Here is a 15283-nt window from a genome sequence, read left to right on the forward strand (position 1 = left end):
CACCCCTGTGTGCGCTGCACCTACATGATTGCCGGGAGCACCCATGGACAACAAACGAAGCATTGGCATCGCCCTGGCGGTGGTGGTCATCATTGGCCTGGGCAGCCTGACCCTCAACCCTGGAATGCTGCCCTTCAGCGCCCAGGCCGGAACCGACCCACACGCCAACGAATCAGCCGACGCCCACGCCAAAGAAGAAGCCCACGCTGACGAAGAGCATGGCGAGAAAGGCCACGGCAGCGAACCCGAGAAGCATGGCGCCGCCGCGCCGCAAGCCGCGCACGAGGAAGAGGAAGGCCATCTCGAACTCAGCGCCGAGCAGATCAAGGCGGCGGGAATAGAGCTGGTCGCCGCCGAACCCCGGCCGATGAGCACGTCAGTCACCTTCCCCGGCGAAATCCGCTTCGATGAAGACCGCACCGCACATGTCGTGCCTCGGGTCGGCGGCGTCGTCGAAGCGGTCAAGGTCGAGTTGGGCCAGAGCGTCAAGAAAGGCCAGGTGCTGGCGATCATCGCCAGCCAGCAGATTTCCGATCAACGCAGTGAATTGAGCGCCGCTCAGCGCCGCCAGGAACTGGCGCGGCTGACCCTGCAACGTGAGAAGAAACTCTGGGAAGACCGCATCTCGGCCGAGCAGGACTATCAACAGGCCCGTCAGGCCTTTCAGGAAGCGGACATCAGCCTGTCCAACGCCCGGCAGAAGCTCAGCGCCATCGGTGCCAGCGTCAGCCCCACGGCAGGCAACCGTTACGAGCTGATCGCCCCGTTCGACGCCATGGTCGTGGAAAAACACCTGGCCATCGGCGAAGTCGTCAGTGACGCAAGCAACGCGTTCACGCTGTCGGACCTGTCCCGCGTCTGGGCCACTTTCGGCGTCGCGCCCAAGGATCTGGACAAGGTGATCGTGGGTCGCCCCGTCACCGTCAGCGCGCCTGACCTGAACGCTCGCGTTGAAGGCCGCATCGGTTATGTCGGCAGCCTGCTGGGTGAGCAGACCCGCGCGGCCACCGTTCGCGTGACCCTCGCCAACCCAAATGGCGCGTGGCGTCCGGGGCTGTTCGTCTCGGTCGACGTGGCGGCGCAACAGAGCCAGGTTGCGGTCAGCCTGCCCGATTCGGCCATCCAGACCGTCGAAGACAAACCGTCGGTGTTCGTGCGCAATGACGAAGGCTTTCAGTTGACTCCGGTCACGCTCGGTCGCAGCGATGGCGGCTACGTGGAAATCGTCAAAGGCCTGGCAGCAGGCACTCAAGTGGCCGCCGCTGGCAGCTTCATCCTCAAGTCGGAGCTGGGCAAAGGCTCCGCCGAGCACGCCCATTGACCTGCGTCGTACGAGTATTCCTCCATGTTTGAACGGTTGATCAAATTCGCGATTGAACAGCGCATCGTCGTGATGCTCGCGGTCCTGCTGATGGCAGGGCTGGGCATCGCCAGCTATCAGAAACTGCCCATCGATGCCGTACCCGACATCACCAACGTGCAGGTGCAGATCAATACCTCGGCCCCAGGCTTTTCGCCACTGGAGACCGAGCAACGCATCACCTTTGCCATCGAGACCAACATGGCCGGCCTGCCCGGCCTGCAACAGACGCGCTCACTGTCACGCTCGGGACTGTCGCAGGTCACGGTGATTTTCGAAGACGGCACTGACCTGTTCTTCGCCCGTCAGCAGGTGAACGAACGGCTGCAGATTGCCAAGGACCAATTGCCCGAAGGTGTCGAGACGATGATGGGGCCGGTCTCCACAGGGCTCGGCGAGATTTTCCTGTGGACCGTCGAAGCCCGTGAAGGCGCATTGAAGGAAGACGGCACGCCGTACACGCCGACCGACTTGCGGGTGATTCAGGACTGGATCATCAAACCGCAGTTGCGCAACGTGCCGGGCGTGGCCGAAATCAATACCATCGGCGGGTTTGCAAAACAGTATGAAATCGCACCGGACCCCAAGAAGCTGGCAGCCTACAAGCTGACCCTGAACGATCTGGTGGCTGCGCTGGAGCGCAACAACGCCAACGTGGGCGCAGGTTACATCGAACGCGGCGGCGAGCAATTGCTGATCCGTGCGCCGGGCCAGCTCGGAACCGTGGACGATATCGCCAACATTGTCATCGCCAACGTACAGGGCACGCCCATCCGGGTCAGCAGCGTGGCCGACGTCGGCATCGGCAAGGAAATGCGCTCCGGTGCTGCCACTGAAAACGGCCGGGAGGTGGTGCTCGGCACGGTGTTCATGCTGATTGGCGAAAACAGCCGCACCGTTTCCCAGGCCGTGGCCGCCAAACTCGCCGACATCAACCGCACGTTGCCCGAGGGCATCGAAGCGGTGACGGTGTATGACCGCACCAATCTGGTCGAAAAAGCCATCGCCACGGTCAAGAAAAACCTGATCGAAGGCGCGATTCTGGTCATCGCGATCCTGTTTCTGTTCCTGGGCAACATCCGTGCTGCGCTCATCACCGCCATGGTTATCCCGCTGGCGATGCTGTTCACCTTCACCGGCATGTTCGCCAACAAGGTCAGCGCCAACCTGATGAGCCTCGGCGCGCTGGACTTCGGCATTATCGTCGATGGTGCGGTGGTGATCGTCGAAAACTCGATTCGCAGGCTCGCCCACGCTCAGCAGAAACACGGCCGGATGCTGACGCGCATGGAGCGTTTCCATGAAGTGTTTGCCGCAGCCCGAGAAGCACGCCGCCCGTTGATCTTCGGCCAGTTGATCATCATGGTCGTGTACTTGCCGATCTTCGCCCTCACCGGCGTTGAAGGCAAAATGTTCCACCCGATGGCGTTTACGGTGGTCATCGCCCTGCTCGGCGCCATGATCCTCTCGGTCACCTTCGTACCTGCGGCCATCGCGATGTTCGTGACCGGCAAGGTCAAGGAAGAAGAAGGCGTGGTGATGCGCACGGCTCGCCAGCGTTATGCACCGGTGCTCGGCTGGGTCTTGGGGCATCGCTGGATTGCCTTCACCCTGGCGTTCGTGGTGATGGTGCTGTCCGGTTTTACCGCCAGCCGCATGGGCAGCGAGTTCATTCCGAGCCTGAGCGAAGGCGACTTTGCGCTGCAGGCCCTGCGCGTGCCGGGCACCAGCCTGACGCAATCGGTGGACATGCAGCAGCGCCTCGAAAAGGCCGTAATCGAAAAAATGCCGGAAGTGGAGCGTATGTTCGCCCGCACCGGCACCGCAGAAATCGCCGCCGACCCGATGCCACCGAACATTTCCGACAGCTATGTGATGCTCAAGCCGAAAAGCGAATGGCCTGACCCCGGCAAGTCGCGGGAAACCCTGATCGCCGAGCTGCAACAGGCCGCCGCGAGCGTGCCGGGCAGCAATTACGAGTTGTCCCAGCCGATCCAACTGCGTTTCAACGAGCTGGTGTCGGGCGTGCGCAGCGACGTGGCGGTCAAAGTGTTCGGCGATGACATGGACGTGCTCAACCAGACCGCCGCCAAAATCGCTGCCGCGATGCAGAAGGTGCCAGGCGCGTCCGAAGTGAAGGTCGAACAGACCACCGGCCTGCCGGTGCTGACCATCAACATCGACCGCGACAAGGCGGCACGCTATGGCCTCAACGTCGCCGACGTACAGGACGCCATCGCCATTGCACTGGGTGGGCGTCAGGCCGGAACGCTGTACGAAGGTGATCGCCGCTTCGACATGGTGGTGCGCCTGTCCGAGCGACTGCGCACCGATGTAGCCGGGCTGTCCAGCCTGCTCATTCCGGTGCCAGCCAGTGCGGGCAGCAGCAACCAGCAGATCAGCTTTATCTCGCTGGCTCAGGTCGCCAGCCTGGATCTGGTGTTAGGTCCGAACCAGATCAGCCGCGAAAACGGCAAACGTCTGGTGATCGTCAGCGCCAACGTACGCGGCCGCGACCTGGGCTCGTTCGTCGAGGAGGCGGGCCAGACCCTCGACAGCAGCGTGCAGATTCCGGCGGGCTACTGGACCAACTGGGGCGGTCAGTTCGAACAGCTGCAATCGGCCGCCAAACGTCTGCAGATCGTTGTGCCCGTTGCGCTGCTGCTGGTGCTCGCGCTGCTGTTCCTGATGTTCAACAACCTCAAGGACGGCCTGTTGGTCTTCACCGGCATCCCGTTCGCCCTCACCGGCGGCGTCATGGCCCTGTGGCTGCGCGACATTCCCCTGTCGATCTCCGCAGGCGTGGGCTTCATCGCCCTGTCAGGCGTGGCGGTGCTCAACGGGCTGGTGATGATCGCCTTCATCCGTAACCTGCGCGAAGAAGGTCGCTCGCTGCACGACGCCATTACCGAAGGCGCCCTCACCCGACTGCGTCCGGTGCTGATGACTGCCCTGGTGGCCTCGTTGGGCTTCATCCCGATGGCGCTGGCCACAGGGACGGGGGCCGAAGTGCAACGGCCGCTGGCGACGGTGGTGATTGGCGGGATTCTCTCGTCTACAGCGCTGACCTTGCTGGTGCTGCCTGCGCTGTATCAATGGGCACATCGGCGGGAGGAGGAAGACACCGGGACGCTTGAGACGACGAAGTAAGGCGTCAAGAGGATCAACCGCGCAGCCAGAGCCTGAAAGGGGGCATGGCTGCGCTTGATCAAACATCAACGCAGACAACGGTCAAGGCAAACTCTGTGTTTGAATAATTCCAGGGTTCGTGGTGTGATCGCGGCTTCGCAATCCCGGTGTCGCGCGTCCCGTTTGCCAAGCCAGGCGAGCAGACAGCCCCGGTCTTAGAGACACTCAGACATGGATAGCCAGGAAGCGACAGCTCCAGCGGCAAGGCCGCCTTGCGGCGAGGGTATGGACAGAAGGCTGCTCGACGTTGCGGCCCGTACGGCGCTGGTGCTGGAAACCAACAACCTGCGCGGAGGCAACGATGCCGTGCAGGCGCTGGACAGCCTCAAACGGTTGATCGCCAGATTGACCCTGCAAAGCCTTTCACCCCGGCATCTTGCACAATGGGTCATTACCCACGATGGCCTCGACCTGCAAGCGCGCGACGCGATGTGTACACTGGCAGGGCGAGCGCTGGATTTCGTCGAGATCGATGCCCAGACCGGCTATTACGATGCGAAGAATCTCGGCTTTGATCGCGTCGATCAGACGCGCAGCCATTATGTGGTATTTGCCGATGCCGATTGCCTGCCCGGCGCCGACTGGCTGGAACAATTGCTTGTGCCGTTCATACAGGCCGATGCGCCGGTCGCAGTGGCCGGGCGCACCAGCTATGCACCTGGCATCGCCGGTAGTGCGCTGACGGCCATCGACTTCATGTACTTCCCCAGCCCGTTGCGCAACGGTGCCACCCGTAACTTCTACGCCAACAATGTGGCCTTTCGCTGCGATGCCTTTGAACAGCATCGCTACGAACCGCTTGGCGGTATCTACCGTGCTCATTGTCAAGTGATGGGCCTGCGCCTGCAGGCAGCGGGCGTGGCAGTGGTCTATGCGCCCCGTGCGCACACCGAACATCGTCTGCCCGACAGCCAGGGCGAACTGGTCAAGCTGCGCTGGTTGCGCGGCGGCGACAGCGTCGGCCTGACCCCGTATCTGGTGCGCGCCTACATGCCCGCCTGGCTGCAATGGCTCGCACGCAGCGGACCCGTCGGACCGCTTTGCGTCATGGCCGGACGTCTTGGTTACAGCCTGAAAGCGCTCAACCATCAAGACCTTGAACCGTTGCGCGGAATGCAGCGCCTGGCCGCGACCCTGGTCGTGATCGGCATGTCGCTGCTGGACACCGCCGGGGCAGTGGTCCGTGGTTGCGGCCTCGCCGTCGGGCGAGCCGGTGCCCGCCACAGCGAAGCGCTGTCCTACCACCGCAATCGAGATTGACCCCGTCGTACCACGTTGTTGCGCGCCTTGCGTGCTTACAGGAAGTCAGCATGAAACCCTTTTCGACCGCTTCACTTGGCTACTCCATGGTGTGCCTTGCTGCACTGACACTGAGCGGGATCGCTCACGCTGCGCCCGCTGAATTCAAAGGCCGTGGCGTGTATCACTTCGCATCGGACAGCGGCTGCGCAACGGCCGTCAGTGACCCGGAGAAAAACTGCAACCGCGTGGCGCTGGATGTGGCCGACGGCTACGCGAGCGTCGATGCCGAAAAACACACCATCCTGCTGGCGTCCGACGCCAGCCACGACAGCAAGACGGTGATCGGCGATGTGCTGCTGCATGGCAGCGGGCTTTCCGAGCAGGGCCAACGTGTACCGCTCAGCCTGCACGTACTGCTGCGTCGCTCGAAAACCAAGTGGAACGCCGACACTTATGTTCACGCGCCGGTGCGCGGCACGTTCAGCAAGATCGAACTTGATCCGTACCAGATCGCCGTGCGCGAGGGCTCCAGCGAGCGGGTGCTGTTCACCGCCGCACAGGCGCACGATGTGCTGGCGCAACCGTCGATTGCCGCACGCGTGGCCAGCTATTTCATTGCAGTGCGCCCCAGCGACGAGAAGAACCCGGCGGCCGACGACATCACCATTGCGCTGGGCGTGGGCAAGGTCTCCAAGTCATTGCTGCGCGCCAGCTTCGCCTCGGATCAACCCGGGACTGCCGACCTGAAACCGTTGCTGAGCACAGGCACGTGGACGCTCAAATTGCAGGCCCTGAGCAGCCAGATTCCGACCTGGGCGGTTCAGCGTCAGCTGTTCATCTTCGGCCTGGAAGACAGCCCACTGCTCTCGGACGTGCGCAAGCGTGGTTTCAACAAGCGCGATACGCTGGAACTGGGTGCGGTCGACGGCAAGGGTTATCTGCGTTACAACGGCGCGGAAGAAAGCTTTCCAGCGGCCGCGACTTCAGGCGCAGCGTTCATGCGTGACAGCTTTATCGGTTTGATTCTTGCCTGGCATCGCAGTCCGCAGCTCACGCCATGAACGTGATCGAACACAGCGTCAGCCCGCCTGACTTCAGTTGCCTGACCGCGCCCAAAGCTCACGGCTTTGGCGGGTTGCAGGCCCGTCTGGTGGACCGTCTCAAACGCGCTGCATTGCTGCGCCTGCACCGCAGCCGGCGTGGCGAACGCCTGCTGCTGCGCATGTACCTGGCCGGTGAAGACGCCACAGAGCGTGCGCTGCTGGACGAACTGATGCCGCAATCGCCCCCGTGGCTCGAACGTCAGGTCGAACAGCACCTGGCCGACGAACGCCGACACGTGACGCTGTTCACCGAGGCCTTGCATGCCGCGGGCGATGACGGCACCACGCGAATGGAACCGGACTGGCTCAGCCGACGCAAGATACAGCGCTGGCAGCGCCTGGCGCATCAGTATGCGGGGCATTTCGAACACGGCCTGCTGGTACCGGCCTATGCCACCGGGCTGTGTGCCGAACAGATGGCCGAGCGTGTATTGAGCCGCCACTGCGCAGTCATTGGCCGCGAGCATCCATTCCATCCCTTGCTGTCAAAGGTCCTGGCCGACGAGAAAGCGCATGTGCGCCTGTGTGAAAACACCTTGCGCCGCATCGTCGCTCCCCATGAGCTGACTGACCTGGCGCGCTTGCTCAAGGACATCCGCGTGGTGGATGCCAGCTTTGGCGTCACCGGAGCGCTGGCGATGTACGCCGCAGGCTGGGCGTTGGGCGGCTTGCGCGGCGGCTATCGATGAGTTCACGCATTCTGTACCTGGCGACGGCCGATGCCCGCGGCCACCTGATGCGCGCGCAGTTGCTGGTACACGCGCTGCGCAACGCAGGGTTTGAGGTCGACGTGCTGACCACCTCGGAACAAGGGCAGCGCTTTCTGCAACGCTTCGACATTACGGCCGGGATGCTGTCGCCACACTACGCGGTGCAGTTCGACCGCGAGCAGAACATGCTGCGCAAGGCCACCAACCGCAATGTCGCGCAGTACCTGTTCCGCCCCGGTCGCATGCTGCGCGACATCCTGCGGCTGCGCCGCTTGCTGCGCGATAAGGATCTGGTGATCAACGACTCCTTCCACCCGGCGCTGCTGTACATGGGCATGCTGCCCGGCTGGCGGCGCAAGGTGGTGCATGTCTATGGCGCGAGCCTCAAGGTCGCGTTGATCAACAATTTCGAGGGCATGTGGCCGCCTCAATTCGGGCGCCTGTTCGGCTGGATTGTCGACAAACAGATCAACGCGGCACGCGCCTGCATCGAGCATGATTTTGCCTACTCCCTGGATGAGCCCGGCGCTGGCGCGCTGTATCGCTTACCAACGCCCGTCGCGCTGGCGTGCCCTCTGGCGGACTCACCACGCAACCTCGCAACGGTCTACCTCAACCCGCATTTCAGCGAGCCAGCACTGGCCGACGCCTTGAGTGCGGGGCTGACCGAAGCAGGTTTGTGCGCGCACCTGGTGGGTGAGGGTTACGCCGGACGCACTGGCTGGCTGGCGATTGACTCCGACTGGGCAAGCCGCTCGGCGCAGGCGCAACTGATGGTCTCGGCACCGGGCATGGCCGCGCTGTCCATCGCGCTCGTCTACCAGCGGCCGATTATCCTGGTGGTCAGCGATCAGCCTGAGCAGACCAGCAATGCCCAGCGTGCTGCCCGGCTGGGCTTGTCGCACCGGGTGGTCACCTGGCGCGGCGACGCGGCCGACTTTCAGTATCAAGTGGCCGAAGCGGCCCGACAGCTGTGCGCCGAGCACTCGCCCGATCACTCCAGCGCGGCCGGCAGTGCGCGCGCCCAGGCCCGGATCGACGCCTGGGTCAGTTGCCTGTCCAGCCTGTGAAGCCCTCATTCTGGCCATCCCGGCGCCGGCCCCAAGGCCCGGACTACCGTCAGGCGCTGCTTGCCCTGGTGGGACTGCTGTCGGGCCTGAGCGTTTTCATTGCCCTGGAGCGTTTCATCACACCGCGCTATTACTGGGTCACCTCGGCGGATCAATGGATTCCGTTCATTGCACATTCCTGGTGGGTCTACGTGCTGTTCTTCCCGTTCGTGATGCTGGCCGCCACCTACGCCAGCGCCGAGCGATTCAAAGCCTTCGGCACCGCAACGGCAATAGCCTTTGGTGTCGCCCTGCTGTGTTTCTGGCTGTTCCCGGAAATCGTGCCCCGGCCCGATATCGAACTCGTCGAAAACGCCTTTCTGAAGCAGCGTCTCAGCCGACTCTGGCAACTGGACCAGGCCTCCAATGGCTGCCCCAGTCTGCATGTCGCGTTGACCTGCCTGGCCTGCCGAGCGCTCTGGGACAGACCTTACAAAGGGCTGATCGCAATCACCGGGCTGTTGATCTGTGCATCCACCCTGACCCTCAAGCAACACACGGTGATCGATGTGGCTGGCGGTGTACTGCTGGCCGTGGCCTGTACCCTGCTGACTCAACGACAAGGAAGCAACGCCTGTGCCTCTGCCTGAATCACGTGCTGGCGACAATCTGGCACTGAAAGCCTTTGCGCCTGCCGTCGAATGGTTCACCCTCAAACCCTGGATTGCCCTGCGCGCGCTGCTGGGCGACTGGTTGCTGATCACGGCGTCGTTCATCTGTGCGGCGCTATGGCCACACCCCGTGACGTATCTGCTGGCAGCGGTGGTGATCGCACGCAGCCAACTGGCGCTGGCGGTGATCATGCATGAGAGCGCCCACGGCGTGCTGTTGCCCCGACAGGCCCTCAATGACTTCGTCGGGCAAATGTGCGCCGCAGGCCCTCTTTTTCTTTCGCTGCATACCTACCGTGCGGGGCATTTGAAGCATCACTTGCGGCCCATGCAGCATGACGATCCGGTGGTGGCGGTATTCGGTCTGGGGGATTACCCGCTGCCACGGGACAAACTGGTCAGGCGATTGCTGGCAGACCTGTGCGCCGTGGGTTATTTCATCAGCGCGTTCAGGTTTGCTCGCGGCGACTATCGCGCAATCATGCCCAAGGTCGCCAAGTCACGTCGCCAGGTTGCTCTGGAAATACTGTCGATGCTGGTCAGCAACGGGCTGTTGTTCAGCCTGCTGGCCTGGTCGGGGCATGGGATTCTGTACCTGAGTCTGTGGTTGCTGCCCGCGATCACCTTGCTGCCGTTGATGGGCCGCATACGAGCAATCATGGAGCACGCAGGTCTGCCGGCCTGCGATGACCAGAGCCAGAACGCGCGCAGCATCGTGCGCGCGAACTGGCAGACCTTTATCTTCGGTCCGCATGCCATTCATTACCACATCGAGCATCACCTCTATGTGCGCATGCCCTTCTATCATTTGCGCCGCGTGCATCAAGCACTGGCTGCCCGGCAATTGCTGCCGGGAAACAACCTCTATAACGGTTATGGCGGGGTGCTGCGTGATGTCAGCTACCCCGCACAACACTCGCCTGCAGACTGAGACCGGCTGGCGTCAAAGCACGCTCAACGGATATTCCACGATCACCCTCACCTCATCCAGATCCGACTCGAACGCCGTCGCCCGGGTGGTAGCCTGACGAACACGTACAGACAGGTCCTTCATGGTGCCGGTCTGAACGATGTACCTGGCTTCGATGTTACGCTCCCAACGCTTCTGATCGGTCAGCGGGTTGCCCTGGGCGTCGCGGCGCATGTAGGTGCTGTTGGCGTTGGCGTAGTCTGCATCCGTGCCTTTGCCGTAGCGGGTCATGAATGTCAGGCCGGGCACGCCGTAGGTCGCCATGTTCAGGTTGTAGGTGACCATCCACGAGCGTTCGTTGGGTGAGTTGAAGTCGCTGTACTGGATGGAGTTGGCCAGGTAGATCGAGTCGGACTGCCTCAGGTAGTCGAAGTCGTCATCGCCCTGGTTGCGCTGGTGAGAAAGCGACACGGTGTGTGCGCCGTATTGCAGGGCGAGCTTCGCGCTCCAGATGTCGTTGTCGAACTCGCCGAGTAGCCGTTTGCCTTCGTCGGTCGCGTTGTAATAGTTCAGGCTGCTGGTCAGGGACAGGTCGTTGGTGATCGGCAATACGTAGGACGCCGATCCGTACTTCTGATCCCAGGCATCCTTCAACCGGCTGGTGTACAGCGAGAGACTCAGCCTGTCGGTGGCCTCGTAATCGCCGCCGAAATAGGCGAGCCAGGGCGAATCGACCGCACCACCGTAAAAAGTAACGAAGCCGTCGCGCATGTTGCTGGACACCGGCTGGCTCATCGAATGCAGGCGCCCGCCTTGCAAGGTCAGGCCGCTGATGCTGGTGTTGAGGGCGGTAACGCCGCGAAAGCTTTCCGGCAGCAGGCGAGCATCGCCATACGCGACAACGGGCGTCACCGGAAACACATCGCCCACGTGGACCACGGTGTCGAACGCACGGGCTTTCAGCGCGCCGCCGACCTTGGTGTATTCGTCGCGAGCATTGCCTTGCCCATCCACAGGCAACACATCGAACGCACTGCGACCGCCGTTTCTTCCGTCGCCGGTGTCGAGCTTGATGCCCATCATGGCGAATGCATCCACGCCAACGCCGAACGTACCTTGGGTAAAGCCCGACTGAAACCGGCCAATGATTCCCTGTGCCCAGGCTTCGGAGTAGCCGTTGCCCGTCGGGCTCGACTCGCCGTTGCGATGGTCGCGGTTCATGTAGAAGTTGCGGTTGAGGATTGTCAGCGTGCTGCCTTCGACAAAGCCTTCTTTCTGCTCTTCGGCAACGGTGGCCAGCGGCGTAATACCCGCGAGCGTTGAACATAAGGCGAAGGAAAAACGTTTACGTGGTGTCATGTGCGCTCCGTTGATTGGGCAGATCGTTAAACCTGTCGGCCTGGCCTGTTTTTATAGGTGTTCTATTGATCAATAGAGGGCTGCCAGTGAGGCACAATCTTGAAGAGGCGAACATAACGTGAAGATGACAGCGAGATTACAAATATGAAAGAAAGCCGGAATAACTTAACGGCAAATTGCAGATTCACAAAAAAAGAACAGACTCAATATGCCAACTGGCCCGTCTACGTATTCGCCCATAAAAAAAGCGTCCCGAAGGACGCTTGAAGATTCGCCTCAACCAAAGGAGCCGGAAAGCTACTAAAGGCGAACAGGGTGCTGCTCGTTACGGGCCGACTGTTGTTAGCCCTCGGATTTGGTGGACTTCCCGGACGTGGATTTCTCGTCCGAGTTGACATACTGCTCGTTCTGGCTAGCACGCTGCTGCTCGTTGAAGCGCTGCTCCTGAGCCGCGCGCATCTTGTCGGCAGCAATACTTGCGAATTCATTGCCGTCGTCAGCAAATGCACTTGTAAAGGACAAGGCCGCCACGGCGAAGACCATCGATTTAACCAGTTTCATCGTCATTTCCTCTTCTCTCGTTAATGTCTGGGTCCTGTGTTGCGCTGGACGCTTGTCAGGAATGAGGCCAGCTTACGGTGCGGTAGCTAACAGGAAGGTGAGCAGAGAATGACAATCTTGTTAGAAACCTGACATCTTGAAGATTACCAACTTGTAATGTTATCGCCACGTTCCGGTTAGCCAGCAACCGTTAACCTTGGCTCACATTCAAAAACGGAGACAAAGAACATGCGTACTGCCAAATCGTTGTTGCTGGCCCTGGCCATCCTTTCACCGCTAAGTGCCTTTGCTTACACCAGCGATGAAATAAAAGCAGAGACCCTGATCAAGGATCACCAGGCCAGCGTGCAGAAGTATGCAACCACCCATAACAAGCCCATGCCGGAAATCCAGGAATACAAGTACGGCATGAAGCTGGACGTTGCCAAGGTGATCCGCAAATCACCGGATCTGAAAACCTGCAGCGTCATGCCCAAACTCATGACCTACCAGGATTCCAAGGGTAATTTGAAGACCGTTCAGTACCAGATCCTCAGCGGGTGCAGAAACAGCCAATGATTCCAGACCCGCCAGGAGGCCACCCCGAAACGCTGAACCCAACGCTCCACCCACCGTCAGCCCGGACAATCGTCCGGGCTGACTTTTTTGCGTCTGCCCGTTGTGCCTGCCCTCTTGTTCCCAGCCTGCTCGGCCCTTGAACGAGGTGTTTTTTTGCAACACCTGCGCATTTACGTGGTCAACGCATGCCCTCGTGCGTGTTCGACGCAATGTGCCTGAACGGCTGTCCGGGCCATCAGAGTCTGCCTGGGCATGACTCGGCCGGGATACTCGTTGCCGACCACGCTGGAATTGAAACTGGATTCACGGATTTTGGAATGACGGATGCTTGAACTTGTTGCTGCTTTTATCTGCCTCACTTCGCTGCTGACCTATGTGAACTTTCGCTTTATCGGTCTGCCTCCTACCATCGGTGTGATGGTCACGGCGCTGATGTTCTCACTGATTCTGCAAGGCCTGAGCCTGATGGGCTTTCCCGGCCTTGAAAACCGCGTGCAGGAACTGATCGGCCAGATCGACTTCGGCGACCTGCTGATGAACTGGATGCTGTCCTTTTTGCTGTTCGCAGGCGCTCTACACGTCAACCTGGCGGACCTGCGCAGCTATCGCTGGCCCATCGGCCTGCTGGCAACCTTCGGCGTGCTGATCGCAACCACCGTGATCGGTGCCCTGGCGTACTGGATCTTCGCCCTGTTTGGCTGGCACGTCAGCCCGCTCTATTGCCTGCTGTTCGGCGCACTGATTTCGCCGACCGACCCCATTGCGGTACTCGGTGTACTGCGCACGGCCAACGCGTCGAAACCGCTCAAGACCACTATTGTTGGCGAGTCGCTGTTCAACGACGGCACAGCGGTGGTGGTGTTCACCGTGCTGCTGGGCATTGCGCAACTCGGTGAAACCCCGACCGTGGGCGAAACCGCCATGCTGTTCGTGCACGAGGCAGTGGGCGGCGTGCTGTTCGGCGGCCTGATCGGCTATGCCGTGTACCTGATGATCAAGAGCATCGAGCAGTACCAGATTGAGGTCATGCTGACGCTCGCGCTGGTCATCGGCGGCTCGGCGATGGCGTCGGAGCTGCATGTTTCAGGTCCCATCGCGATGGTCGTGGCCGGACTGATCATCGGCAATCTGGGTCGCAACCTGGCCATGAACGACATGACCCGTCGCTACCTGGACGGCTTCTGGGAGCTGCTGGATGACATGCTCAACGCCCTGCTGTTCGCGCTGATCGGCATGGAGCTGTTGCTGCTGCCGTTCTCGTGGCAGCACCTGATTGCCGCCAGCCTGTTGGCCGTGGCGATCCTGCTGTCGCGTTTCGTCACCGTGGCACCTGCCATTTTGCTGTTGCGTCGCTGGCGGACTGTGCCACAGGGCACTGTGCGCATCCTGACATGGGGTGGGTTGCGCGGCGGCGTATCGGTGGCACTGGCGCTGGCCCTGCCGACCGGTCCGGAGCGCGATCTGCTGCTGAGCATCACCTACATCGTGGTACTGCTCTCGATCCTGCTGCAGGGCCTGACCATCGGCAAACTGGTCAAGGCCGTCACGCGCGAGCCGCAGGTCAAGGACTCCGCCCACTGAGTGAGTGAACAAAAGCCGGTCGCCACTTCCATTGGCGAGGCGATTGGCTAAGATGCCCGAACCGCAGATTGTGATCTGCGGCATCACCGAGGCACAGGAGCTGCAATGTCCACCGAAGAGGAGCTCGCCATTTCCGGCGGCACACCGATGATTCCCGATCAGCGCCGGGAGTTGATGCTGCGGCAGTTGCGCAAGCATCAGGTCCTGAGCGTGCATCAGCTGATGGAAATGTTCGAGTGTTCGCACATGACCATCCGCCGTGACATCGCGTTGCTGGAGCAGGAAGGCCGTGCCTATTCGGTCACCGGCGGCGTGCGCATCGCCAGCCAGGTGCACAGCGAACCCAGCCATCAATCGAAGGCCGTGGTCGAGTTGCCACAGAAACAGGGCATGGCGCGGCTGGCAGCCGGCCTGTTGCACCCGGACATGACGATTTATCTGGATGCGGGCACCAGCACACTGGAAATCGTGCCGCACATCGTGGCGTTGTCGGGCATGACCGTGGTCACCAATGACTTCGGTGTGGTGAATGCGCTGGCCGATGCGGGGCATGTGGATGTGATTCACACTGGCGGCCTGCTCGACCATCCCAACCTGTCTAGCGTGGGCGGACTGGCGGCGGCGACCTTGCGGCAACTGGCGACAGACGTGGCCTTCATGTCCACCAGTTCGTGGGATCTGCAGCGCGGCACTACGACGCCCTCGGCCTTGAAAGTCGAGGTCAAGCAGGCGGCCATGCAATCCGCCTCACAAACCGTGCTGGTCGCAACCAGCTCCAAATACGGCACGTTTGGCATGTACAAGGTCGCCGGGCTTGATCAGTTCGACACCATCATCACCGACGCCGCCCTGGCCGAAGCCGCCGCCGACGGCATCCGCAAACAGCGCATTGAACTGTTGCTGGCTCCAGTGGGCGGCAAGCGCCAGGTTCGTGACTGAACAGATGCAGACCTGTGGAGAGTGAGCTTGCTCACGAAGGCTGCTTTCCAG

Annotated in this window: 13 protein-coding genes; 11 read left to right on the forward strand and 2 right to left on the reverse strand. The window is 61.4% G+C overall.

The window, feature by feature from the left end:
* Window positions 1–43: 43 nt before the first annotated feature.
* From BUB69_RS13165 to BUB69_RS13200, 8 genes are all read left to right on the forward strand, one after another.
* The gene (locus BUB69_RS13165) at window positions 44–1321 is read left to right on the forward strand and encodes an efflux RND transporter periplasmic adaptor subunit (protein WP_073167253.1); all 1278 of its coding nucleotides are present in this window, start codon (window positions 44–46) and stop codon (window positions 1319–1321) included.
* 24 nt (window positions 1322–1345) lie between these two features.
* Complete coding sequence (locus BUB69_RS13170; protein WP_073167256.1) at window positions 1346–4510, forward strand: CusA/CzcA family heavy metal efflux RND transporter; 3165 nt, start codon at window positions 1346–1348, stop codon at window positions 4508–4510.
* Between the two features lie 264 nt (window positions 4511–4774).
* On the forward strand, window positions 4775–5809 hold the full coding sequence (locus BUB69_RS13175; RefSeq protein WP_245825282.1) for a glycosyltransferase family 2 protein: 1035 nt from the start codon (window positions 4775–4777) through the stop codon (window positions 5807–5809).
* 50 nt (window positions 5810–5859) lie between these two features.
* Window positions 5860–6852: a hypothetical protein gene (locus BUB69_RS13180; protein ID WP_073167262.1), complete on the forward strand. Its 993-nt coding sequence runs from the start codon at window positions 5860–5862 to the stop codon at window positions 6850–6852.
* Window positions 6849–7583, forward strand: coding sequence for a hypothetical protein (locus BUB69_RS13185; protein WP_073167265.1), 735 nt, complete (start codon window positions 6849–6851; stop codon window positions 7581–7583). Before BUB69_RS13180 ends, BUB69_RS13185 begins: the two co-directional genes overlap by 4 nt.
* Window positions 7580–8674 (forward strand): hypothetical protein, encoded by a 1095-nt coding sequence (locus BUB69_RS13190; protein ID WP_073167267.1) that lies wholly within the window; start codon window positions 7580–7582, stop codon window positions 8672–8674. The genes BUB69_RS13185 and BUB69_RS13190 overlap by 4 nt, the downstream gene beginning before the upstream one ends.
* On the forward strand, window positions 8671–9303 hold the full coding sequence (locus BUB69_RS13195; protein WP_073167271.1) for a phosphatase PAP2 family protein: 633 nt from the start codon (window positions 8671–8673) through the stop codon (window positions 9301–9303). The genes BUB69_RS13190 and BUB69_RS13195 overlap by 4 nt, the downstream gene beginning before the upstream one ends.
* Complete coding sequence (locus tag BUB69_RS13200) at window positions 9290–10255, forward strand: fatty acid desaturase family protein (protein WP_084537093.1); 966 nt, start codon at window positions 9290–9292, stop codon at window positions 10253–10255. The genes BUB69_RS13195 and BUB69_RS13200 overlap by 14 nt, the downstream gene beginning before the upstream one ends.
* A gap of 12 nt (window positions 10256–10267) precedes the next feature.
* Here the strand turns inward: BUB69_RS13200 and BUB69_RS13205 are convergent, their stop codons facing one another.
* Both BUB69_RS13205 and BUB69_RS28235 read right to left on the reverse strand, forming a co-directional pair.
* Entirely contained in the window at window positions 10268–11593 is a 1326-nt protein-coding gene (locus tag BUB69_RS13205; RefSeq protein ID WP_073167274.1) for an OprD family porin, read from the reverse strand.
* Between the two features lie 342 nt (window positions 11594–11935).
* On the reverse strand, window positions 11936–12160 hold the full coding sequence (locus BUB69_RS28235) for a hypothetical protein (protein WP_163032090.1): 225 nt from the start codon (window positions 12158–12160) through the stop codon (window positions 11936–11938).
* A gap of 222 nt (window positions 12161–12382) precedes the next feature.
* Here BUB69_RS28235 and BUB69_RS13215 point away from each other — a divergent pair, with 222 nt between their 5' ends.
* The 3 genes from BUB69_RS13215 (at window position 12383) to BUB69_RS13225 (ending at window position 15232) form a co-directional block, all read left to right on the forward strand.
* Complete coding sequence (locus BUB69_RS13215; RefSeq protein ID WP_073167278.1) at window positions 12383–12712, forward strand: DUF2790 domain-containing protein; 330 nt, start codon at window positions 12383–12385, stop codon at window positions 12710–12712.
* A gap of 324 nt (window positions 12713–13036) precedes the next feature.
* A complete protein-coding gene (locus tag BUB69_RS13220) occupies window positions 13037–14293 on the forward strand; it encodes a cation:proton antiporter (RefSeq protein ID WP_073167281.1) in 1257 nt (418 codons plus the stop codon).
* A gap of 105 nt (window positions 14294–14398) precedes the next feature.
* On the forward strand, window positions 14399–15232 hold the full coding sequence (locus BUB69_RS13225; RefSeq protein ID WP_073167285.1) for a DeoR/GlpR family DNA-binding transcription regulator: 834 nt from the start codon (window positions 14399–14401) through the stop codon (window positions 15230–15232).
* Window positions 15233–15283 lie beyond the last annotated feature (51 nt).

This window comes from Pseudomonas asturiensis, from assembly GCF_900143095.1.
Lineage (GTDB): Bacteria > Pseudomonadota > Gammaproteobacteria > Pseudomonadales > Pseudomonadaceae > Aquipseudomonas > Aquipseudomonas asturiensis.

Coding starts and splice junctions, on each gene's coding strand:
- BUB69_RS13165 (WP_073167253.1), top strand. CDS start 44: ATGGACAACAAACGAAGCATTGGCATCGCCCTGGCGGTGGTGGTCATC.
- BUB69_RS13170 (WP_073167256.1), top strand. CDS start 1,346: ATGTTTGAACGGTTGATCAAATTCGCGATTGAACAGCGCATCGTCGTG.
- BUB69_RS13175 (WP_245825282.1), top strand. CDS start 4,775: ATGGACAGAAGGCTGCTCGACGTTGCGGCCCGTACGGCGCTGGTGCTG.
- BUB69_RS13180 (WP_073167262.1), top strand. CDS start 5,860: ATGAAACCCTTTTCGACCGCTTCACTTGGCTACTCCATGGTGTGCCTT.
- BUB69_RS13185 (WP_073167265.1), top strand. CDS start 6,849: ATGAACGTGATCGAACACAGCGTCAGCCCGCCTGACTTCAGTTGCCTG.
- BUB69_RS13190 (WP_073167267.1), top strand. CDS start 7,580: ATGAGTTCACGCATTCTGTACCTGGCGACGGCCGATGCCCGCGGCCAC.
- BUB69_RS13205 (WP_073167274.1), bottom strand. CDS start 11,593: ATGACACCACGTAAACGTTTTTCCTTCGCCTTATGTTCAACGCTCGCG.
- BUB69_RS28235 (WP_163032090.1), bottom strand. CDS start 12,160: ATGACGATGAAACTGGTTAAATCGATGGTCTTCGCCGTGGCGGCCTTG.
- BUB69_RS13215 (WP_073167278.1), top strand. CDS start 12,383: ATGCGTACTGCCAAATCGTTGTTGCTGGCCCTGGCCATCCTTTCACCG.
- BUB69_RS13220 (WP_073167281.1), top strand. CDS start 13,037: ATGCTTGAACTTGTTGCTGCTTTTATCTGCCTCACTTCGCTGCTGACC.
- BUB69_RS13225 (WP_073167285.1), top strand. CDS start 14,399: ATGTCCACCGAAGAGGAGCTCGCCATTTCCGGCGGCACACCGATGATT.